The organism is Allobosea sp. P2_B12 (assembly GCF_056404835.1).
This window is the reverse complement of sequence record NZ_JBFUDG010000003.1, coordinates 332264-354543: the sequence shown is the minus strand read 5'-3', so window position 1 is coordinate 354543 and position 22280 is coordinate 332264. Positions and strand designations below refer to the sequence as shown.

At 66.9% G+C, this 22280-nt stretch carries 18 protein-coding genes; 12 read left to right on the top strand and 6 right to left on the bottom strand.

Annotated features, from left to right (window positions below):
* Nucleotides 1-213: 213 nt before the first annotated feature.
* Complete coding sequence (locus AC1DYU_RS10535) at nt 214-366, top strand: hypothetical protein (protein WP_476791566.1); 153 nt, start codon at nt 214-216, stop codon at nt 364-366.
* A gap of 28 nt (nt 367-394) precedes the next feature.
* Here the strand turns inward: AC1DYU_RS10535 and AC1DYU_RS10530 are convergent, their stop codons facing one another.
* On the bottom strand, nt 395-1609 hold the full coding sequence (locus AC1DYU_RS10530; RefSeq protein WP_476791565.1) for a polyhydroxyalkanoate depolymerase: 1215 nt from the start codon (nt 1607-1609) through the stop codon (nt 395-397).
* Nucleotides 1610-1790: 181 nt separating this feature from the next.
* Here AC1DYU_RS10530 and AC1DYU_RS10525 point away from each other — a divergent pair, with 181 nt between their 5' ends.
* Together AC1DYU_RS10525 and AC1DYU_RS10520 are read left to right on the top strand one after the other, a co-directional pair.
* The gene (locus AC1DYU_RS10525) at nt 1791-2447 is read left to right on the top strand and encodes a glutathione S-transferase family protein (protein WP_158482855.1); all 657 of its coding nucleotides are present in this window, start codon (nt 1791-1793) and stop codon (nt 2445-2447) included.
* A 113-nt stretch (nt 2448-2560) separates the two neighbouring features.
* The gene (locus tag AC1DYU_RS10520) at nt 2561-4006 is read left to right on the top strand and encodes an aldehyde dehydrogenase family protein (protein WP_476791564.1); all 1446 of its coding nucleotides are present in this window, start codon (nt 2561-2563) and stop codon (nt 4004-4006) included.
* Nucleotides 4007-4065: 59 nt separating this feature from the next.
* Here AC1DYU_RS10520 and AC1DYU_RS10515 read toward each other — a convergent pair whose 3' ends face one another.
* Nucleotides 4066-5079, bottom strand: coding sequence for a zinc-binding alcohol dehydrogenase family protein (locus AC1DYU_RS10515; RefSeq protein ID WP_476791563.1), 1014 nt, complete (start codon nt 5077-5079; stop codon nt 4066-4068).
* A gap of 98 nt (nt 5080-5177) precedes the next feature.
* Here AC1DYU_RS10515 and AC1DYU_RS10510 point away from each other — a divergent pair, with 98 nt between their 5' ends.
* Nucleotides 5178-5555: a winged helix-turn-helix transcriptional regulator gene (locus AC1DYU_RS10510; protein ID WP_158482858.1), complete on the top strand. Its 378-nt coding sequence runs from the start codon at nt 5178-5180 to the stop codon at nt 5553-5555.
* On the opposite strand, the gene pobA is transcribed toward AC1DYU_RS10510, so the two are convergent.
* The 4 genes from pobA to AC1DYU_RS10490 form a co-directional block, all read right to left on the bottom strand.
* The gene (gene pobA / locus AC1DYU_RS10505) at nt 5534-6706 is read right to left on the bottom strand and encodes a 4-hydroxybenzoate 3-monooxygenase (RefSeq protein ID WP_476791562.1); all 1173 of its coding nucleotides are present in this window, start codon (nt 6704-6706) and stop codon (nt 5534-5536) included. The genes AC1DYU_RS10510 and pobA overlap by 22 nt on opposite strands.
* Before the next feature lie 127 nt (nt 6707-6833).
* The gene (locus tag AC1DYU_RS10500; protein ID WP_158482860.1) at nt 6834-7712 is read right to left on the bottom strand and encodes a transglutaminase-like domain-containing protein; all 879 of its coding nucleotides are present in this window, start codon (nt 7710-7712) and stop codon (nt 6834-6836) included.
* A complete protein-coding gene (locus AC1DYU_RS10495) occupies nt 7709-10270 on the bottom strand; it encodes a circularly permuted type 2 ATP-grasp protein (protein ID WP_158482861.1) in 2562 nt (853 codons plus the stop codon). Before AC1DYU_RS10495 ends, AC1DYU_RS10500 begins: the two co-directional genes overlap by 4 nt.
* Nucleotides 10271-10279: 9 nt before the next feature.
* A complete protein-coding gene (locus AC1DYU_RS10490) occupies nt 10280-13672 on the bottom strand; it encodes a transglutaminase family protein (protein WP_476791741.1) in 3393 nt (1130 codons plus the stop codon).
* A gap of 247 nt (nt 13673-13919) precedes the next feature.
* Between AC1DYU_RS10490 and AC1DYU_RS10485 the strand changes: the two genes are divergently transcribed.
* The 8 genes from AC1DYU_RS10485 (at nt 13920) to eda (ending at nt 22279) form a co-directional block, all read left to right on the top strand.
* Nucleotides 13920-15524, top strand: a complete 1605-nt coding sequence (locus AC1DYU_RS10485; RefSeq protein WP_476791561.1) for an ABC transporter substrate-binding protein — start codon at nt 13920-13922, stop codon at nt 15522-15524.
* A 127-nt stretch (nt 15525-15651) separates the two neighbouring features.
* On the top strand, nt 15652-16716 hold the full coding sequence (locus tag AC1DYU_RS10480) for an ABC transporter permease (RefSeq protein ID WP_476791560.1): 1065 nt from the start codon (nt 15652-15654) through the stop codon (nt 16714-16716).
* A gap of 7 nt (nt 16717-16723) precedes the next feature.
* Nucleotides 16724-17614: a nickel transporter permease gene (nikC, locus tag AC1DYU_RS10475; RefSeq protein ID WP_158482864.1), complete on the top strand. Its 891-nt coding sequence runs from the start codon at nt 16724-16726 to the stop codon at nt 17612-17614.
* 5 nt (nt 17615-17619) lie between these two features.
* Entirely contained in the window at nt 17620-18486 is an 867-nt protein-coding gene (locus AC1DYU_RS10470) for an ABC transporter ATP-binding protein (protein ID WP_158483011.1), read from the top strand.
* Nucleotides 18474-19250, top strand: a complete 777-nt coding sequence (locus AC1DYU_RS10465) for an ABC transporter ATP-binding protein (RefSeq protein WP_476791559.1) — start codon at nt 18474-18476, stop codon at nt 19248-19250. Before AC1DYU_RS10470 ends, AC1DYU_RS10465 begins: the two co-directional genes overlap by 13 nt.
* A gap of 123 nt (nt 19251-19373) precedes the next feature.
* Nucleotides 19374-20876 (top strand): glucose-6-phosphate dehydrogenase, encoded by a 1503-nt coding sequence (gene zwf, locus AC1DYU_RS10460; protein ID WP_476791558.1) that lies wholly within the window; start codon nt 19374-19376, stop codon nt 20874-20876.
* The gene (locus tag AC1DYU_RS10455) at nt 20876-21577 is read left to right on the top strand and encodes a 6-phosphogluconolactonase (RefSeq protein WP_158482866.1); all 702 of its coding nucleotides are present in this window, start codon (nt 20876-20878) and stop codon (nt 21575-21577) included. The genes zwf and AC1DYU_RS10455 overlap by 1 nt, the downstream gene beginning before the upstream one ends.
* 57 nt (nt 21578-21634) lie before the next feature.
* Nucleotides 21635-22279, top strand: coding sequence for a bifunctional 4-hydroxy-2-oxoglutarate aldolase/2-dehydro-3-deoxy-phosphogluconate aldolase (gene eda, locus AC1DYU_RS10450; RefSeq protein ID WP_158482867.1), 645 nt, complete (start codon nt 21635-21637; stop codon nt 22277-22279).
* Nucleotide 22280 lies beyond the last annotated feature (1 nt).

The following is a 22280-nucleotide window of genomic DNA, read 5'->3' as shown; positions in this document are numbered from 1 at the left end:
ACGCTCGCATGACGTTCCCCATCAGGGTGCCAGCCCGTCCGGCTGTCAATCGCGCTCTTCGAGCCCAGCCGTTTGCCTGGTTTCGAATTGGAGTCGTCGAGCGTCGGCGCGGTCGTGATCCTTGCAGCCGACCATGCTGCGCTGCGGGAACATAACCCCGCATTGCGGGTTCACAACGCGCCGCATCATCAGCGGTTCTCACCCGGAAGTCTCATGCCCGCATCCCGCAATCTGCTTGTCGCCCTCGTCGTGGTCCTCGTTGCCGGCCTCGCCGTCACCGCCTACGCGCTCTATCAGGAAAAGAAGCAGCCCGAGGGCGTCGAGATCTCCGTCGGCAAGAACGGGCTATCCATCAAGGAGAAGTAAGCGGTCCGGGTCTGACCCGCGCCGCTCTTCAACTGTTGGCGAGGATCATGTTGCGGACGATCGGATAGATTTGCCCGTCCCATTTGCGGCCCGAGAACACGCCGTAATGCCCGACGCCCGCCTGCATGTGATGGCGCTTGCGGAAGGGTTTGAGCCCCGAGCACAGATCATGCGCCGCCGACGTCTGCCCGAGCGCGCAGATGTCGTCGCGCTCGCCCTCGACCGTGAGCAGCGCCGTCTTGCGGATCGCCCGGCAATCGACGGTCTCGCCGCGATAGGTCAGCGTGCGCGCGGCCAGCCTCGCCTCCTGGAAGATCCACTGCACGGTCTCGAGATAGAACTCCGCCGGCAGGTCGAGCACAGCGAAGTACTCGTCGTAGAACGACTTGATCTTCTGCGCCTCCTCCGTGTCGCCGGTCGCGAGGTGGGTGAACAGGTCGATATGGGCGTTGATGTGCCGCTGCATGTTCATCGCCAGAAAAGCGCCGAGCTGGACGAAGCCCGGATAGACCTTGCGGCCGCCGCCCGGATAGCGCGACGGCACAGTGGCGATCAGGTTCTTCCGGAACCACTCGATCGGCTTGTCGCTGGCGAGCCTGTTGACCGTCGTCGGGTTGACCCGGGTATCGACCGGGCCCGCCATCAGCGTCATGCTGCGCGGCTGGAAGGCGCTTCCCGCCTGCGCCATGACGGCCGCGGCAGTGAGCACCTGGACGCAGGGCTGGCACACCGCGACGACATGGGTCTGGTCTCCCAGCGTTTCGATGAAGCGGATCAACGTATCGACATAATCGTCATAGCCGAACGGGCCGTGTTCGAGGCTGACATCGCGGGCGTTGTGCCAGTCGGTGATATAGACGTCATGGTCGCGCAACAGCGTCGCGACCGTGCCACGCAGCAACGTCGCAAAATGGCCCGACATCGGCGCCACCACCAGCACCTTCGCCTGGGGCGTGTCGCTGTCCTTGCGGAAGCGTAGCAGGCTGCCGAAGGGGAGGGTCAGCACGACCTCCTCCGCGACGGGGACGTCGCGGTTGCCGTCGCGCGCAGTGTCAATGTCATAGGGCGGGCGCTCATGTGTCAGCCCCGCGCGCGTCACCATCTCATAGGCGGCCGAGACCGCGCGCAGATCGACGGGCTGGCCCGCCATCGCCCGGGCGCCGAGCGCGGCCAGCGCCCCTTGCGCCAGCATCTTGGCCGGATTCATGAAGTCGGACTGGGCCTGATAGGCGAGATAGAGCATCAGTATGCGACCTCGGGCGGGCAAGGCATGGCCGCCTGCCGGCGGCGATGCCGACAGGCGGCGTCCTGCAGCCGTCATGTTGCACCGCAAAATTCGGTTTCCGCAAGAATCTTTCTATAATGCGGCGCTCATTGGAACATCTCTTGCTATGCTGGGAGCTTCTTCGCCGAGGACGACGCCCATGACCGCCGCGACCCTCACCATCAGCAGCAGGAATTATTCCTCATGGTCGCTGCGCGGCTGGCTGCTTTGCGTGCTGGCCGGGCTGGAGGTCGAGGAGCACATGCTCTCGGTCGACGACCCCTCCGCCCGCGCGGAACTGCTGCTGTTGTCGCCTTCCTTCCTCGTGCCTCGACTGACCCATGACGGCATCAAGGTCTGGGATACGCTCGCGATCGCCGCCTATCTCGACGAGATCAAGCCGGATGCCGGGCTGCTGCCGAAGGACGCCGCGGCGCGGGCGCATTGCCGCGCCATCTGCGGCGAAATGCATTCGGGCTTTGCCAATCTGCGTTCGGCCTTGCCGATGAACCTCAAGGCGCATTATCCGGGCTTCAAGGTCTGGGCCGGCGCCCAGGCCGATATCGACCGCGTCACGGAGATATGGCGCGAATGCCTTGCCAGCCATGGCGGGCCCTATCTCTTCGGCAAATCCCTGACCATGGCCGATGCGATGTATGCGCCGGTCTGCCTGCGCTTCCTGACCTATGACGTCCCGCTCGACGCGCAATGCCAGGCCTATTGCAAGGCGATCTCGGCCTGGCCCGCTCTCAAGCGCTGGATCGAATCGGCGAAATCCGAGCCCGAGGAACTGGAAGAGCTCGACGCCGAGTTCTGAACACCCGGTCCATCATGCACCAACGGACTTGAGCGATCCCCCAGCGGCATTGGTCATCCCGCACCAAAGACGCTAAACCCCCCACGAGCACGAAATGCCGTGGGAGGCCGTCAATGACCGAGATGTTCAAGAACCTGATCGCTGGCGAGTGGGCCGGAGCCGCGAATGCTTCGCGCAACATCAATCCGTCGAACACCAACGATGTCGTCGGCGAGTATGCGCAAGGCTCCGTCGAGCAGCTCAACGATGCGGTCGCCGCCGCCAAGGCTGCGTTCCCCGCCTGGAGCCGTTCCGGCCCGCAGGAGCGCTACGAGATCCTGAAGAAGGCCTCCGACGAGATTCTCGCCCGCAAGGAAGATCTCGGCCGCCTGCTCTCGCGCGAAGAGGGCAAGACCCTCGCCGAGGGCATCGGCGAAGCCGGCCGCGCCGGCCAGGTCTTCGCCTTCTTCGCCGGCGAGTGCCTGCGCCTGACCGGTGAGATGCTGCCCTCCGTGCGTCCGGGCGTCGGTGTCGAGATCACCCGCGAGCCGGTGGGCATCGTCGGCATGATCACGCCCTGGAACTTTCCGATCGCGATCCCGGCCTGGAAGATCGCGCCTGCGCTCGCCCATGGCAATTGCGTCGTCATCAAGCCGGCCGATCTCGTGCCGGGCTCGGCCTGGGCGCTGGTCGACATCCTCCAGCGCGCCGGCCTGCCCAAGGGCGTGCTGAACCTCGTCATGGGCCGCGGCGCGGTCGTCGGCCAGGCGCTGCTGCAGCACAAGGACGTGCACGCCATCTCCTTCACCGGCTCGGTCTCGACCGGCCGCAAGATCGCCGAGGCCTGCATCGCCTCCTCGCCGATGAAGAAGGTCCAGCTCGAGATGGGCGGCAAGAACCCGCTCGTGGTGCTCGACGACGCCGATCTCAAGGTCGCGGTCGAGGCCGCCGTCCAGGGCGCCTTCTTCTCGACGGGCCAGCGCTGCACCGCGTCCTCGCGCCTGATCGTCCAGGCCGGCATCCATGACCGCTTCGTCGAGGCCTGCGTCGAGCGGCTGAAGGGCGTGGTCGTTGACGACGCGCTCAAGGCCGGTACCCATATCGGCCCGGTCGTCGACCAGAGCCAGCTCGACCAGAACCTGAAATACATCCAGATCGCCAAGGACGAGGGCGGCAAGCTCGCCTGGGGCGGCGAGCTCCTGAACCGCGAGACGCCCGGCTTCTATCTCCAGCCGGCGCTGTTCACCGAGACGACGAACGCCATGCGCATCTCGCGCGAGGAGGTCTTCGGACCCGTCGCCAACATCATCCGCGTCAAGGATTACGAGGAGGCGCTCAGCGTCGCCAACGACACCGAGTTCGGCCTGTCCTCGGGCATTTGCACGACCTCGCTGAAGCATGCGACGCATTTCAAGCGCAACGCCGAGGCCGGCATGGTGATGGTCAACCTCGCCACCGCAGGTGTCGATTACCACGTGCCCTTCGGCGGCCGGAAGGGCTCGAGCTACGGCGCCCGCGAGCAGGGCGCCTACGCCAGAGAGTTCTACACCACGGTGAAGACCGCCTACACGCTCGCCTGAGTCAATCGCTCCAGACCGCTTTTGAAGGGCCGCGCCATGAAGGCGCGGCCCTTTTTGTCTCAGAAGCCTTCGAGCACGATCTTCCCCATGGTGCGGTGGCTCTCGATCATAGCGTGCGCCCGCTTGAGATTGGCGGCGTTGATCGCGCCATAGGTCTCGGTCAGCGTCGTGCGGATCTCGCCGGCATCGACCAGTCGCGCGACCTCGCCCAGCAGATCGCCCTGCGCCTGCATGTCGGCGGTCTGGAACAGCGAGCGCGTGAACATCAACTCCCAATGCGTGGAGATGCTTTTCGCCATCAGCGGCATGATGTCGAGGCTTGGCGGATTGTCGATCAGCGCGAGCCGGCCCTGCGGCGCGATGAACGCGTTGATGTCGTGGAGATGGGTGTCGGTATGGGTGGTCGAGAAGACCAGGCCCGGCGCGCCGATCCCGAGCTCGGCAATCTGCGGCGGGAGTGGCCGAGTGTGATCGATGACATGATGCGCGCCGAGCGAAAGCGCCCATTCGCGTGTTTCGGATCGCGACGCTGTCGCGATCACGGTCAGGGGTGTGAGCTGCCTTGCGAGCTGGATCGCAATCGAGCCCACGCCGCCGGCGCCCCCGATGATGACGATGGCGTCCGCAGCCCCGGGCACGGGCTTGGCGACATCGAGCCGATCGAACAGGGCTTCCCATGCCGTGATCGCGGTGAGCGGCAGTGCCGCCGCTTCCGCGAAGTTCAGCGCCCGCGGCTTGTGAGCGACGATCCTTTGATCGACCAGGTGAAGCTCGGCATTGCAGCCGGGTCGGTCGATGGCGCCGGCATAGAAGACCGTGTCGCCTGGTTGGAACCGGGTCACCTGCGGCCCTGTCGCGCGGACGACTCCGGCCGCGTCCCAACCCAGAACCCGGAATTCGGTTCCTTCGGGCAAAGGCCGCATTCGGGTCTTGGCGTCGGCGGGATTGATCGAAATCGCTTTGATCTCCACCAGCAAGTCCTGCCCCGTCGCCACCGGGTCGGGGAGTTCGATCTCGATCAGGCTGGTTTCGGCGGTGATGGGATGCGGTTCGCGAAAGCCAATGGCGCGCATGGGTGTCTCCTGCATTGCAATGCAGGCGAGATGAAAGCTAGCATACCAATACGCAAGTACGCACAATTTCCGCCGATAGTATCGAAAAGGATACCGTGATGCCGCCGCGTTTCCAGGAACCCTACGGCTCGCCAGGCTGCCCCGTGGACGCGGCGCTGAGCCTTATTGGCGGCAAATGGAAGGGTATCCTGCTCTATCATCTGTTCGAGGGCACACTGCGCTTCAATGCCATCCGCCGCCGACTGCCGGGTCTGACGCAGCGCATGCTGACCACACAACTGCGTGAGCTGGAGGCGGATGGGCTGGTCGTCCGGGTTGTCTTCGCCGAGGTGCCGCCGCGCGTCGAATACAGCCTGTCGGCGAAGGGACGCACGCTCGAGCCCGTCATCATGGCGCTGAAAGCCTGGGGCGAAACGCATGTGATGACCGGCGGCCCCGCCAAGCCGCCTGAGCCTCAGTACGGCAGCCCGACATAGTTCTCCGCCAACGCCGCCATGGCATGCTGCGAGGAGACGAGATAATCGAGTTCGGCCTGCTGGATGCGCTGCTCGAACGGGCTCTGCTCCGGGAAGACGTGCATCAGCGAGGTCAGCCACCACGAGAAGCGCTCGGCCTTCCAGACCCGCGCCAGCGCGCGCTGTGAATAGGCGTCGATGCCGGCCTGCGAGCGCTCGACGAAGAACTCGGTCAGCGCCTCGAACAGGTAATGCACGTCGCTGGCGGCGAGGTTCAGCCCCTTGGCCCCCGTCGGCGGCACGATATGGGCTGCATCGCCAGCCAGGAACAGACGGCCGAAGCGCATCGGCTCGGCCACGAAGGAGCGGAGCGGCGCGATCGATTTCTCGATCGAGGGGCCGGTCACCAGAGCCTCGGCCGAAGCGGGATCGAGCCGGCGGCGCAACTCGTCCCAGAAGCGCTCATCCGACCAGGCATCGACGCGCTCGCCCTGGTCGCACTGGATGTAATAGCGGCTGCGCGTGCCCGAACGCATCGAGCACAGCGCGAAGCCGCGCTCGCCGCGGGCATAGATCAGTTCATGCGAGACCGGCGGCACATCGGCCAGGACGCCGAGCCAGCCGAACGGATAGATCCGCTCGAAGATCTGCAGCGCGCTCGCGGGAACGCTGGCGCGCGAGACGCCGTGATAGCCGTCGCAGCCGGCGATGACGTCGCAGTCGAGCCGCCGTGTGATGCCATCCTCGACATAGGTCACGAAGGGGCTGGTGCCGCCGAAGTCGTGCAGCGCGACATCGCCCGCCTCGAAGACGGTCTTGCCGTTCTGCGCGGCGCGCTGGTCCATCAGGTCGCGCGTCACCTCGGTCTGTCCGTAGATGGTGACGTGCTTGCCGCCGGTCAGGCGGTCGAGCGCGATGCGGTGCCGCTTTTGTCCGAAGAGCAGGTCGAAGCCGTCATGGGACAATCCCTCGGCATGCAGCCTCGAGCTCGCCCCTACCTTGTCGAGCAGGCCGACGGTGCCCTGTTCGAGGACGCCGGCCCTGATCCGCGACAGCACGTAGTCATGGCTCCTCCGTTCCAGGATGACGCTGTCGATGCCGGCTTGGTGCAGCAATTGTCCAAGCAGCAGCCCCGCCGGTCCGGCTCCGATGATGGCGACCTGCGTCCGCATGCGTCCTCCCGGCTCGCGCCTTGCCCGGCGCAATCAGCCGGCGGCGTCTTCATCGAACAAGTTGCCATGGCAACCATTCAAAGAGAAGCGTTATCTGAGCGGGGCCGAGCCACCGCGGGAGGCTTCGTTAGACCACCGGAATGACGTCGACGGCGATGCCGACCTTTTGCGAGCCGGGCCCGACCAGCACGCCGTCGAGCGGCGAGACGTCGGCATAATCGCGGCCGAAGGCGGTGACGATATGGTCGTCGGCGACGATCAGGTCGTTGGTCGGGTCGAGCCCGATCCAGCCGGTCTCGGGTCCGCACCAGAGCATCACCCAGGCGTGGCTGGCATCGGCGCCTTCGAGACGCTTCTCGCCCGGCGGCGGGATGGTGCGGATATAGCCGCTGACATAGGCCGCCGGCAGCCCGAGGCCGCGCAAACCCGCGATCATCACATGCGCGAAATCCTGGCAGACGCCATGGCGCTCGCGGAAGGCCTCCTCCAGCGGCGTCGAGACCTCGGTCGCGTCGGGATCATAAGTGAAGTCGCGGCGGATGCGCGCCATCAGCTCGCTTGCCGCTTCCAGCACGGGGCGCAGCGGCGGGAAGCTCGTGCGGGCATAATCGGTCACAGCCGTGACGGGCGGCACCAGCCGGCTCGGATAGAGATGATGGGCCGGGGAATCCGGCGCCAGGCTGTCCGAGGCCAGCGCCAGCGTCGAGACCTCCTCCCAGTGCCGCGTCAGGCCGGGGAAGGGCGGGGGCGTCCGGTTCACCTCGACGCGCGCGCGCATCTCGACCTTGAGTTCGCGATGCGGCTTGGCGATCGTCAGCGTGGTCATCCGGTTGCCGAAGAAGCAGATTCCGTCGAGACGCTCGGCCGGGCGCGGCGTGATGATGAGCTCGCTCGTCCGAACGCTCTGGCCGCCATCGTTGCGCGGCTGCAGGCGCAGGATGCAGCGCGCGAACGGGACCATGCGGCTGTAGCCGTAGGTCGTGATGTGCCGGACGTCGTAGATCACGCGATGCCTGTCAGCCGGGAGCCTTCCGGGCCGCTGTTCTGGAGGAAGTAGCGGTCGGCGATGGCGCTCGAAAGCCCCATGAGCAGCTGCTCGAACAACAGGATGCCGGTGCGGTCGAGCCGGGCCGCCTCGGCCGTGCGGCATTCGGCTGCAAGCTTCAGGACCAGCCGGCGCGGCGCCTCGAGCATGCCGTCCTCGGTCAGGGAAGGCAGGTCCCGGATTTCGGTGTCGAGGCGATCGACCTGGAAGGCGACCGAGCGCGGATTATACGGGTCGAGCATCACGAGATCGACCACGGGCTGAAGGCTGGCGCCGACCATGTAGCGCGAGCGATAGGTGATCTGGGAATCGGTCAGGTCGAGCAGCGCGTCGAGTCCGTCGCTCGGCGCATTCGCTTCGGCAAAATGGCGGGCGAAACGGCAGGTCGCGATGCCGCGCTCGATCCGGCGGCCGATGTCGAGGAAGCGCCAGCCCGGCCCGCGCACCATGTTCTCCTGGCTGAGCCCCGAGAAGGCGGCGAGCGTCTTCAGGGCGCGGTCCGCGACCTCGTAGACTTCGCCTTCGCTCGGCTGCCGCCCCGGTTCGAGCGTCAGCTGGCGCAGCAGGTCGCCGAACAGCCGCCAGGCGTCGATGGAGAGCCGCTCGCGGATGACCGAGGCCGTGCGCCGGGCTTCTCCGACATTGGCGCGCGCCGAGCCGTATTCGGCGGCGTCGTAAAGCGCGGCCGTCGCCTGCGCCAGAATCGGCGAGAGCTTGCCGGCAGCGGGGCCGCGCGCCTTCGAAGCCACCCCTTTGCCGCTGGGCGCGGCGCCCCAGGCGACCAGGATATTGGCCAGCCGCCGCACCGTGTCGGGACGGGCCGGATTTGTGACGTCGGCGTCGATCAGCCGGCCAAGCAGCGCCCGCACCAGCCGCAGCGTCGCCTCGGTGCGTTCCAGATAGCGCCCGAGCCAGAACAGGTTGTCGGCAGCGCGGCTCGGCAGCGTGCCGGTGACGCGGTGGATCGTGATGCGGTCCGGTGTCGGCAGCAGCGTCACCGGGTCGACCGGCCGGTCGGACGTCACCCAGACGTCGCTGGAGCGCACGCCGCTTCGCATGCTGACGGCGCGCGCATCGGGCTCGTCCGAGATCCGGCAGAAGCCGCCGGGCATCACCTTCCAGCCGTCCGGCGTGGCGGCGGCGAAGACGCGCAGAGTCATCGGGCGCGGCTGCAGGCGGCCGTTCTGGAAAACCGGCGTCGTCGAAAGCCGCACGACCTCCTGCCCGACATAGTCCATGCCGCGCGCCTCGATCCGGGCCCGCAAGGCGTCCCGCTCCCCGGAAGGCAGGTCGGCGACCACCACCGGGCCGGTGTCGAGCCCACCGCCCGCGCTGCGGAAGGCCGGCGCGATGCTCATCTCGTCGAGACGGTCGAGCACGGCGGCGCGCTCGCGCGGCTGGCCACACCACCAGGTCGCGACATTGGGCAGGATCATCTCCTCGCCCAGCAGCCGCTCGCCCAGGGCCGGCAGGAACCCCATCAGCGCCCGCGCCTCGACGACGCCGGAGCCGAGCCCGTTGGCGATATGGACGCTGCCCTTGCGCACGGCCTGGACGAGGCCGGCGACGCCGAGTGCCGAATGCGCGTTGAGTTCCAGCGGGTCCGAGAAATCGCCGTCGATGCGCCGCCAGATCACATCGGCGCGCTTCAGCCCGGCGATGGTGCGGACATGCACGCGTCCCTCGCGCATGACCAGGTCGCCGCCCTCGACCAGGAGGAAGCCGAGATAGCGCGCCAGATAGGTCTGCTCGAAATAGCTCTCGTTGAGCGGGCCGGGCGTCAGCAGGCAAATGCGAGGCTCGACGCGCTTCGAGCTGGCCACGAGGCCGGCGCGGAAGCCCTGGAAGAAGGCCGCCAGCCGCTCGATGTTCATGCTCCGGAACATGTCCGGGAAGGCACGGGACAAGGCGAGCCGGTTCTCCAGCGCATAGCCGGTACCCGAGGGCGCCTGCGTGCGGTCCTGCAGCACCCACCAGCGCCCATCCGGCCCGCGCCCGAGATCGGCGGCATAGAGCTGCAGCGCCCCACCGCCCGGCGCGCCCTGCAGCGGCCGCAGATAATCCGGGCTGCCGGTGAGGACGGAAGCCGGCAGGAGCCCGTTCGCGATCATCTCGCCCGGGCCGTAGATGTCGTCGAGCAGCGTGCCGAGCAGTTGCGCGCGCTGCGCCACGCCGGCCGCGATCGTCTCCCATTCCGCGCCGGTGATCACGAGCGGCACATGGCTCAACGGCCAGGCCCGCTCGCCCGCTGCGGGATCGTGTTCGTCGAGATCGCCATGGACGCGGTAGGACACGCCGGTGTCGTGGACATGCCGGTCGGCGAGGCCAAAGCGCTGGTTCAGCTCCTCGGGCGAGAATGCGCACCACTCCGCCAGGAACGGCTCCCATTGCGGGCGCACCTGGCCGTCGCGACCGATCAGCTCGTCATGCACGCCCGGTAGCGGCCGATATCCGGCCAGCAGCGCGTTGCGCCGCTCCGTTCTGGTGCGTGCCGACGGTGATCGCCCCTGCAATGCCATCGCTTGCGTCTACACTCCGGGGGGACGCCTCAAATCCAGGGTGAGCGGGAATTCGGCGCTGCGCTCTTCAGGCGGAATCGCCAGCGCGCCGGGAGTATGACCGATCGCTTCGAAACGTGCGAGCCGGCGCGCCTCCGCTTCGTAGGAATTCACAGGCGGAGTCTCATAATTGCGACCGCCGGGATGGGCGACATGATAGACGCAACCGCCGAGCGAGCGTCCGACCCAGGTATCGACGATGTCGAAGGTCAGCGGCGCATGCACCGGAATCGTCGGATGCAGGCCCGACGCCGGTTGCCACGCCTTGAAGCGCAGTCCCGCGACGCTCTCGCCCGCGCCGCCCGCAGGCGTCATCGGCAGGCGCCGTCCGTTGCAGGTGATCAGGTGGCGGCCGGGCACGAGCCCCTTCGCCTTGACCTGGAGCCGCTCCACGGAGCTGTCGACATAGCGCACCGTGCCGCCGATCGCCCCTTCCTCGCCCATGACATGCCAGGGTTCGAGCGCCTGCCGGATCTCGATCTCGACGCCGCCATGCTCGACCTTGCCGAAGAACGGGAAGCGAAACTCCGCCTGCGCCTCGAACCAGACGGGATCGAAGGCATAGCCGGCGCGACCGAGATCGCCGAGCACGTCCTTGAAATCCTGCCAGACCATCTCGGGAAGCATGAAGCGGTCATGCAAGGTGGTGCCCCAGCGCACCAGCCCGCCGGTCTGCGGCTCGCGCCAGAACCAGGCGATCAGCGCCCGCACGAGCAGTTGCTGCGCCAGGCTCATGCGTGAATCCGGCGGCATCTCGAAGCCGCGGAACTCGATCAGCCCGAGCCGCCCCGTCGGCCCGTCGGGCGAATACAATTTGTCGATGCAAATCTCGGTGCGGTGGGTGTTGCCGGAGACGTCGACCAAGAGGTTGCGCAGCAGCCGGTCCACCAGCCAGAGCGGGATCGCAGGCTCGCCCGGCTGCGGGATCTTGGCCAGTGCGATCTCGAGCTCGTAGAGCGCGTCGTGCCGGCCTTCGTCGATGCGCGGCGCCTGGCTGGTCGGGCCGATGAACAGGCCTGAGAACAGATAGGACAGCGATGGGTGCCGGTTCCAGTAGAGCACGAGGCTCTTGATCAGGTCCGGCCGGCGCAGGAAGGGCGAATCGGGCGGTGTGGACCCGCCGAGCACGACATGGTTGCCGCCGCCAGTGCCGGTATGGCGCCCGTCGACCATGAATTTCTCGGCGCAGAGCCGCGATTGCCGCGCCTCCTCATAGACGCCGCGCGTGATCTCGACCGCCTCGCGCCAGTTGCGCGCCGGGTGGATGTTGACCTCGATCACGCCGGGGTCGGGCGTCACCTTGACGACGTTGAGGCGCGGGTCGCTCGGCGGCGGATAGCCTTCGATATGGACGGGCTGGCCGCGTTCTCGCGCCACCTGCTCGACGCTGGCGATCAGGTCGAGATAATCCTCCAGCCGCTCGACCGGCGGCAGGAAGACGCACAGCACGTTGTCGCGGATTTCGAGGCTGATCGCGGTGCGGACATGCTCGCCGCCGATCTCCTGCTCGGTCCGGTCCTGCGCGCTGGCGCCCGCCGTCTCGACGGAGCGCGACATCTGTTGCGGAGAGGGCGCTTCCACGCGGATCGGCGCAGCCTGCGCCGGCGGGTCGGCCGCCTGAGCGAAACCGCCGGCCGAACGCGGCAGCGGCGCGCGGTCCTCCATCGGGTCCTGCGGGTGGATATGCGGATACTCGGCTTTCGGCACGACCGGCAGCGAGCCGAGCGGCAGGCGATAGCCGACAGGCGAGTCGCCCGGCACGAGGAAGAGCTTGCCCCGGCGCAGTTTCCACTTCTCCGAGCGCCAGCGCTTGTCGCCGGCCTGGCTCTGCCAGCGCTGCACCGGAATCACATAGCCGCGCGGCTTGCCCAGCCCGAGCTGGAAGACCTGCTGCATGCGGGCCCGCTCTTCCGGGTCGGCCAGGCGCGGGTCGAGCGGGTCGACATTGTCGGGAAGCTGGGCCTCCTTCAGCAGCCAGTAGCCGGTGTCCTCATAGGCCGGCACGACATAATCGGCGCCTAAGCCCAGCTTGTCGGACAGGCCGGCCGCCAGCGCCTCGGCCTCGGCGATCGTCGCGCCGGCTTCCAGCTCGCGGTCTCCGCCGGTGGGCGCGCCCGGTTCGCGCGCGATCAGCGCGGCATCGCGCCAGATCGGCTCGCCGTCCTGCCGCCAGTAGAGCGCGAAGGCCCAGCGCGGCAGGCTCTCGCCCGGATACCACTTGCCCTGGCCGTAATGCAGCATGCCGCCGGGTGCGAAGCGCTCGCGCAGCTTGCGGATCATGACGTCGGCGCGCTGGCGCTTGGTCGGCCCGACGGCGGCCGTGTTCCATTCCTCGCCGGTCTGGTCGTCGATCGAGACAAAGGTCGGCTCGCCGCCCATGGTCAGGCGGACATCGCCGGCCTGGAGGTCGGCCTCGACCTGCTCGCCGAGCGCATCGAGCCGCTGCCAGGATTCGTCGGAGAAGGGCAGGGTGATACGCGGCACCTCATGCACGCGCGATACAGTCATGTCGAAGTCGAAGGTCGTCTCGGCATAGCTCGCGACGCCCGAGACCGGCGCGGCCGAGCGGTAATGCGGCGTCGCTGCCAGCGGCAGATGGCCCTCGCCGGTCAGCAGCCCCGAGGTCGGGTCGAGCCCGATCCAGCCGGCGCCGGGAATATAGACCTCGGCCCAGGCATGCAGGTCGGTGAAGTCCTTGTCGGTGCCGCGCGGGCCTTCCAGCGGATCGATATCCGCCTTCATCTGGATCAGGTAGCCCGAGACGAAGCGTGCCGCGAGGCCCAGATGGCGCAGGATCTGGACGAGCAGCCAGCTCGAATCGCGGCAGGAGCCGGATTTGATATCGAGCGTGTGCTCTGGCTCCTGCACGCCGGGCTCCATGCGGATGCCATAGGCGACATAGCCCGCCAGCCTCGCATTGAGATCGACCACGAAGTTGACGGTGTTGGTCGGCTCGCGCGGGATCGTGGCGAGGAAGGCTTCCAGCAGCGGCCCGGCCGGCTCGGTGACGAGATAGGGCGCGAGCTCGGCCCGCAGCTCTTCCGGATAGGTGAAGGGGAAGATCTCGGCGTCGGTCTCGACGAAGAAGTCGAACGGATTGATGATCGAAAGTTCGGTGACGAGATCGACCTCGATGCGGAACTCGGTGACCGGCTCCGGGAAGACATAGCGCGCCAGCCAGTTGCCGCTCGGATCCTGCTGCCAGTTCACGAAATGCTCGGCCGGCGTGACCTTCAGCGAATAGCTGTTGATCGCGGCGCGGCAATGCGGCGCCGGCCTCAAGCGAATGATCTGCGGCCCGAGCGTGACCGGCCGGTCGTAGCGGTAATGGGTGAGATGATGGAGCGCAGCGATGATGGCCAAGGGCTTGAGCACCTGCATGTCGTGGGCAAGGCGGAAACGCCAGGCCGCCTCACGTTAGCGGCGCGCGGGAGGCTCGCAAAGCAGCATCTCGCCCGAGCTTGCATCATTGAAAAAACCCGATGCACAAGAACTGTGCATCGGACGCTGGACTCCGGCTGCGCTCTGCTGGACAGAAGCCGCCAACTGGTTCCACATTGGACCGAACGGCCGCGCCGATGGCCGCAAACCTGAACAGATGGGGATTTCCATGCGTCACGTTGCGAAATTGATGGTGGCGTCGGCCTTCAGCGCGCTGCTGGCCACGACCGCCCACACCACCGTGGCCTTTGCCCAGACCCCGAAGGACACGGTGGTCATGGCCAAGCAGATCGACGACATCATCACGCTCGACCCCGCCGAGGCCTTCGAATTCTCCGGCGTCGAGGTTGTTACCAACGTCTACGACAAGCTGATGGGCGTCGATCTCGCCAAGAACAACGAGCTCGTCCCCGAGATCGCCCAGAGCTGGAGTGTCACGCCCGACAACCTGACCTACACCTTCAAGCTCCGTCCCGGCGTGAAATTCCACTCCGGCAATCCGCTGACCGCGGCTGACGTGGTCTATTCCTTCCAGCGCGCTGTGACGCTGAACAAGTCGCCGGGCTTCATCCTGGCGCAGTTCGGCTTCACCAAGGACAACGTCCTGGAGAAGGTGAAGGCGACCGATGACGGTACTCTGGTCATCACGGTCTCCAAGCCCTTCGCGCCGACCTTCTTCCTGAACTGCCTGACCTCGGGCGTTGCCTCGATCGTCGACACCAAGCTGGTCAAGGCCAATGAGAAGGACGGCGACTGGGGCAATGGCTGGCTGAAGCTCAATTCGGCCGGCTCGGGTGCCTACAAGGTCCGCGCCTATCGTCCCAACGAGCAATATGCGCTCGACGCCAATGAGAGCTGGTACAAGGGTGCGCCGAAGAGCAAGCGCATCGTCGTGCGCCATGTCGCCGAGCCGGCCTCGCAGCGCCTGCTGCTCGAGAAGGGCGACATCGACATCGCCCGCAATCTCTCCAAGGACCAGCTCGCCGCCGTCAAGACCAACAAGGACGTCGAGATCGTCCAGGGCGACAAGGGCTACATCCTCTATCTCGGCCTGAACCAGAAGAACCCCAATTTCGCCAAGCCGGAAGTGCGCGAGGCGCTGAAATATCTGGTCGACTACGCCTCGATCGAGCGCAACATCGTCGAGGGTACCTACAAGGCCCATGAATCCTTCCTGCCCAAGGGCTTCCTCGGCGCGATCGACGACAAGCCCTACAAGTACGATCCCGCCAAGGCCAAGGAGCTGCTCGCCAAGGCCGGCCTGCCCAATGGCTTCACGGTCACGATGGACGTCCGCTCGGTCAACCCGATCACCGACATTGCGCAGGCGATCCAGTCGAGCTGGGCCCAGGCCGGCATCAAGCTCGAACTGATCCCGGGCGACGGCAAGCAGACGCTGACGAAGTACCGCGCCCGCACGCACGACATCTATATCGGCCAGTGGGGCCCGGATTATCTCGATCCGCACACCAATGCCGAGACCTTCGCCATCAACGAGAACAATGGCGAGGACGCCAAGTCCAAGACGCTGGCCTGGCGCAATGCCTGGGACATCCCGGACATGACCAAGATCACCCAGGCCAACGTGCTTGAGACCGACGCCGCCAAGCGCGCCGCCGTTTATGGCGCTCTCCAGCGCGAGCACCAGAAGATCTCGCCCTTCGTGATCATGTTCCAGCAGGTCGAGGTCTCGGCCGATCGCAAGGGCGTCAAGGGCTGGGTCATCGGGCCGAGCTCGGACACCAACTTCTACGCGCCGATCACGAAGAACTGAGGTTGCGGCCATCAGGCCCCGCCACGGCTCTCAGGGCCGCGGCGGGGTTTTTGCTTCGAGGCGGGCTCGATTTTGCCCGCCCTACGACAAGACCCTGCACGACAACAAGAAACGGACACTGTCGATCATGACGAGTGTGGCGCAAACCCCGGTTCGCAGGCGTTCATGGGGCGACACGGCGAAGGCCTGGGCGAAGATCGCCTCGCGCGAGCTCAGCACGGTCGCGATCACCATCTTCGGCCTGCTGCTGATCACCTTCTTCATCGCCCGCGTCATCCCGATCGACCCCGTGCTCGCCGTGGTCGGCGACAATGCGCGGCCGGAGACCTATGAGGCGGCGCGGGTCGAACTCGGCCTCGACAAGCCGCTCTGGAAGCAATTCGCGGTCTATACCGGCAAGGTCTTCACCGGCGATCTCGGCCGCTCGGTCCTCACCTCCAACACCGTGGTCGACGACATCAAGCGCGTCTTCCCCGCGACGCTGGAACTCGCCACGCTGGGCACCCTGATCGGCTGCCTGCTCGGCATTCCGCTCGGCGTACTCGCAGCCGTCTATCAGGGCCGCTGGCCGGACCAGATCGCGCGCGTCATCGGCCTGTTCGGCTATTCGATTCCGGTCTTCTGGCTCGGCCTGATGGGCCTGCTGTTGTTCTACGCCAAGCTCGGCTGGGTCGGTGGTCCCGGCCGGGCCGGCGTCGCCTTCCAGGACCTGATCACGCCGATCACCGGCATTCTGGTCATCGACGCCGCGATCGAGGGCGACTGGGAGGCGTTCCGCGACGCCTGGTCCCATCTCATCCTGCCATCGGCCGTGCTCGGCATCCTCAGCGTTGCCTATATCAGCCGCATGACCCGCAGCTTCATGATCACCGAGCTGCAGCAGCAATACGTCATAGCCGCACGGGTGAAGGGGCTCTCGGAATTCCGCGTCGTCTGGCACCACGCCATGCACAACGCCTTTGTGCCGCTGGTGACGGTGATTGCCGTCTCCTACATGCATCTGCTCGAGGGTTCGGTCCTGACCGAGACGATCTTCGCCTGGCCAGGCCTGGGGCGCTATCTCACCCATTCCCTGCTCAACGCCGACATGAACGCGGTGCTCGGCGGCACGCTGGTGATCGGCGCGGTCTTCATCGGCGTCAACCTGCTGTCCGACATCCTCGGCCGGCTCGTCGACCCCCGGACGCGATGAGGCCGGCATGAGCACCTGGACAGACTATCTCCTCACTGATTCACCCGAGTCGCGCCGTCAGGCGCGGCTTGGCCAAGCCTATCGGAAATGGCTTGCCTTCCGGCGCAATCCGCTCGCCATGGTCGGGCTCGCCATCATCGTCGCGCTGCTGCTGGTCGCGGCCTTCGCGCCTGTGATCGCGACCGCCGATCCGCTGGCGCAGAATCTCGACCGCCGCCTGCTGCCGCCCTCTGGTGGCAACTTCTTCGGCACCGATTCACTCGGCCGCGACATCTTCAGCCGCATCGTCTACGGCACCCGCGTCACGCTGGTGATCGTGCTGCTGGTCGTCATCACGGTCGGCCCCATCGGCCTCCTGATCGGTGCAGCCTCGGGCTATCTCGGCGGCTGGGTCGACCGGCTGCTGATGCGCATCACCGACGTCTTCCTGGCCTTCCCACGGCTCGTGCTGGCGCTCGCCTTCGTGGCTGCGCTCGGCCCTGGACTGGAGAACGCCGTCATCGCCATCGCGATCACGGCCTGGCCGCCTTACGCCCGCGTCGCCCGTGCCGAGACGCTGATCATCCGCCAGCAGGATTATATCGCCGCGGTTCGCCTGCAGGGCGCCTCGCAATGGCGCATTGTCTGGAAGCATGTCGTGCCGATGTGCCTGCCCTCGCTGATCGTACGCACGACGCTGGACATGGCCGGCATCATTCTGATCGCGGCGGGCCTCGGTTTCCTCGGGCTGGGCGCTCAGCCGCCGATCCCGGAATGGGGCGCGATGATCTCGGCCGGCCGCGAGCAGATCTTCGACCAGTGGTGGGTCGCGACCTTCCCCGGTCTGGCGATCTGCGTCGTCGCGCTCGGCTTCAACCTGCTCGGCGACGGCCTGCGTGATGTCATGGATGCGAGGTGAGCGCCATGAATGAGAGCACCAGGGAACACCCCCTCCTCGAACTCGACAATCTGCGCGTCGATTTCCACACCCCGACCGGCATCGTCCAGGCGGTGCGCGGCCTGTCGTTCACGCTCGGCCGCGAACGGCTGGGCATCGTCGGCGAATCCGGCTCCGGCAAGTCGATGACCGGCCGCGCCATCCTCGACCTCATCCCGCATCCCGGCGAGGTGAAGGCCGACCGCCTGACCTATCGCGGCCAGGATCTGTTGACGATGGACAAGCGCGCCCGCCGCAAGCTGCGCGGCCGCCATATCTCGATGGTGATGCAGGATCCGAAATTCTCGCTCAACCCGGTCCGCACGGTCGGCGACCAGATCGCCGAGGCCTATCGCGTCCACCACAAGGCGAGCGCCCGCGAGGCGAAGCAGCGCAGCCTCGCCATGCTGGAGCAGGTCCAGATTCGCGAGCCGGCGCGCGTCTACGAGCTTTATCCGCATGAGGTCTCGGGCGGCATGGGCCAGCGCGTCATGATCGCGATGATGCTGATTGCCGAGCCGGATATCCTGATCGCCGACGAGCCGACCTCGGCACTCGACGTCACCGTGCAGCTCCAGATCCTGAAGATCCTCGACGATCTCGTCACCCAGCGCGGCATGGGCCTGATCTTCATCAGCCACGATCTGCATCTGGTGCAGTCCTTCTGCGACCGCGTCATCGTGATGTATGGCGGCAAGGCGATGGAGACCATGCCGGCCGCCGAACTCGCCGATGAATCGGCCCGCGCCCGGCGTCATCCGTATACGCTCGGCCTGCTCGGCTGCCTGCCCGATCTCGACCATCCGCGCGAGACGCTGGCGACCCTGAACCGCGATCCGGCATGGCTGGCATGACAATGGCTGGCATGAACCCGCAACCCACTATCCTCGTCGAAAAGCTCAACGTCTCCTTCGGCGATTCCCATGTCGTGAAGGACCTCTCCTTCACGGTCTCCCCCGGCGAGAGCTACGGCATCGTCGGCGAATCCGGCTCGGGCAAGTCGACCGTGCTGCGCGTGCTCTCGGGGCTGAACCCCGACTGGAGCGGCACGGTCGCGATCGACGGGCAGGTGCAGCCCAAGCGCCGCGACAAGGCGTTCTACCGTGCCGTGCAGATGGTCTTCCAGGACCCTTATGGCTCCCTGCATCCGAAGAAGACGGTCGATGACGCGCTGGCCGAGCCGCTTGCCATCCACGGTATCGGCGATGCCGAGAAGCGGATCGGGCGGGCGATGTCCGAGGTCGGCCTGCCGGCCTCCTTCCGCTTTCGTTATCCGCACCAGCTCTCCGGCGGCCAGCGCCAGCGCGTCGCGATCGCGCGTGCGCTCGTGCTCGAGCCCTCGATCCTGCTGCTCGACGAGCCGACCTCCGCGCTCGACGTCTCGATCCAGGCGGAGGTGCTCAACCTGCTTCAGGCCCTGCGGCAGGAGCGAAAGCTGACCTATATCCTCGTCAGCCACGATCTCGCGGTCGTCGCGCATATGTGCCAGCGCCTGCTGGTGATGCAGTTCGGCCGCGGCGTCGAGGAGATGACGGCGGCGACGCTGGCGGCCCGCAACCCGCAGACCGCCTACGCGCAGCAATTGCTGACCGCGAGCGAGGGCTTCCGGCGCGCCTGAGGTCGGCCGGCCCCGCTTGCAAAGCGTTTGGCAATCACGCGTCTTGGTCGCATTCTCGTCGCAAGTCCGGAGTCCTGATGGACGCCGCTCGGATATCGGGACCGGGCATGGAGAATGAGAGATATGGACGCTATCGTTAACCCCGCCCTCCGGCCCGAGACGATCCCCGAGCGGACGCCGGTTCCGGCTTTCGACCTCGTGATCTTCGGCGCGGGCGGGGATCTTGCCTTGCGCAAGCTCTTTCCGGCGCTGGCCCAGCGCAACCGCGAGGGCGTCCTGCCAGCTGAAAGCCGCATCCTCGGCATCGTCCGCAAGGCCGAAGACGTTGAAGGCCTGCCGAAGCAGGTCGCCAAGAGACTGGCCGAGGAAGGTCTGTCTAAGGCCGATGTTCAGGCCTTCCTGCAGCGTCTCACCACGGTGCTGCTCGATGCGGTCAAGCCCGAGACCTATGGGGCGCTGAAGAAGGAGCTCGGCGACAACGGCCGCGTCCGCTCCTTCTATCTGTCGACGCCGCCGGACCTGTTCATCCCGATCTGCGAGAACCTCGCCGCGGCCGGCATCCTGACGCCGACCTCCCGCGTCATCCTGGAAAAGCCGCTTGGGCGCGATCTCGCCTCGGCCCGGGAGATCAACGACGCGGTCGCGCGGATTCTGCCGGAAGACCGCACCTACCGGATCGATCATTATCTCGGCAAGGAGACGGTTCAGAACCTGTTGGTGCTGCGCTTCGCCAACACGCTGTTCGAGCGCTCCTGGTCGAGCCGCGATATCGACCATGTCCAGATCACGGTGGCCGAGACGGTCGGTCTGGAAAGCCGCGCCGGCTACTACGACAAGTCCGGGCACATGCGCGATATGGTGCAGAACCATCTCATGCAGTTGCTGACGCTGTTTGCGATCGAGCCGCCGAATATGCTCGAGGCCGGCGCCGTTCGCGACGAGAAGATCAAGGTCCTCAAGGCGCTGCGTCCGATCGTCGGGCCCGACGTCCAGCGCTTCACGGTGCGCGGCCAATACGTCGCCGGCCAGATCGATGGCCAGCGCGTGCGCGGCTATGCCGACGAACTCGGCCATGCCAGCAACACCGAGACTTTTGTGGCCATCCGCTGCGAGATCGACACCTGGCGCTGGGCCGGCGTGCCGATCTATCTGCGCACCGGCAAGCGCATGGCGCAGCGCTATTCCGAGATCGCGGTGACCTTCAAGCCGGTGCCGCATTCGATCTTCGGCGGCGGCTCGTGCGACCGGCTCGATGCCAATCGCCTCGTCATCCGGCTCCAGCCCAATGACGGCGTCCAGCTCCAGCTGATGATGAAGGTGCCGGGCTCGGGCCGGCTCAAGGTCGTGCCCCGCCAGCTCGACCTCCGCTATTCGACCGCCTTCGACGAGCGCACGCCCGACGCCTATGAGCGCCTGCTGACCGATGTGATCCGCGGCGACCAGACCCTGTTCATGCACCGCGACGAGGTCGAGCAGGCCTGGACCTGGGTCGATCCGATCATAGCCGGCTGGCAGGATTACAGCCCGCAGCCGCATCGCTACGCGGCTGGCTCCTGGGGGCCCTCGCAGGCAATCGGCCTGATCGAGCGCGAGGGCCGCTCCTGGGCCGATCCGGATCTCGTGTGATGCAGCCGATCCCTCCGATCGGCGGCACCGTCGCCTGGCATCGCTTCGCCACTTTGGCCGACGCCTCGGAGGCGCTGGCGGAAGCCGTTTCGATCCGGCTGAGCGCGCTTCTGGCAGAGCAGAGCAGGGCGTCGCTCGCCGTGCCCGGCGGCACCACCCCGGCGCGGTTTCTCGCCGCGCTGGGAGAGCGTGATCTGGCTTGGGAGAACATCACGCTGCTGCCGACCGACGAGCGCTTCGTCGCGGCCGATGACGCGGCTTCCAACGAGCGCATGATCCGCGAGCAGTTCGCGCCGCTGCGCGACGGACGCGTCGCGTTCCTCTCCTTCCACGGCCATGGCAGCGACATCGAGGCCGCCGCCGCGGTGCTTTGCGCCAAGCTGGCGGAAGCGCCGCCGCTCGACCTGCTGGTCAGCGGCATGGGCACGGACGGCCATATCGCCTCGCTGTTTCCGGGCAGCGAGTCCGCCTTCTCGGCAGCGCCCGACAGCGGCATCGTCGTCGCCCGCCCGCCGGGTCTGCCGCCGCGCATCTCGCTGTCGCCTGGCCGGCTGACCGGCGCCGGCTGGGCGAGCCTGCTGGTCTCGGGTACGGTCAAGGAAGCGGTGCTGAAGACCGCTGCCGAACGCGCCGCACCCCTGCCGGTGGATCTCCTGCTGGCGCGCGGGCAGGGGCTCGACGTCTATTGGGCGAAAGAGTAGACCCAGCCAAGCTTCGGCCGCATGGATTGCCGTTCAAATCGATTGAAAGACGAGACGATGGACGAGACTGCCGCGATTGCCCGGCTCAAGGCCTGTGGCGTGATTCCGGTCGTGGTGATCGAGGACGCCTCGCGGGCCGTCGATCTCGCCCATGCTCTCGTCGCCGGCGGCATCGATGTCGTCGAGGTCACGCTGCGCCGCCCCGCGGGGCTTGCGGCGCTCGAGGCCATTGCGAAGTCGGTGCCCAAGGCGCTTGCCGTTGCGGGCACGGTCGTCACCCCGGCTCAGGTCGCGCAGGTCAAGGATGCCGGCGCGCAGGCCGTCGTCAGCCCCGGCTTCAGCGAGAGCGTCGACGAGGCGCTGAAGCAGGCCGGCCTGCCCTGGTTGCCCGGCGTCGCGACGGCTTCGGATTGTATGCGCGCCGTCGCCGCCGGCCGCACCGTCGCCAAGTTCTTCCCGGCCGAGCAGGCCGGAGGGCCTTCGGCTCTGAAGGCCCTGTCGGGGCCGTTCCCCCAGATGAGCTTCTGCCCGACCGGCGGCGTCGGTCTCTCCAACCTGTCCTCCTATCTGGCCCTGCCGCAGGTCATCTGCGTCGGTGGCTCCTGGCTCGTCCCGGCCGATGCCATCGCGGCGGGAGACTGGCAGCGCGTGACGCAACTCGCGCAGGAAGCGCACGAGGCGTTCAAGGTGCTGCGGGGATAGT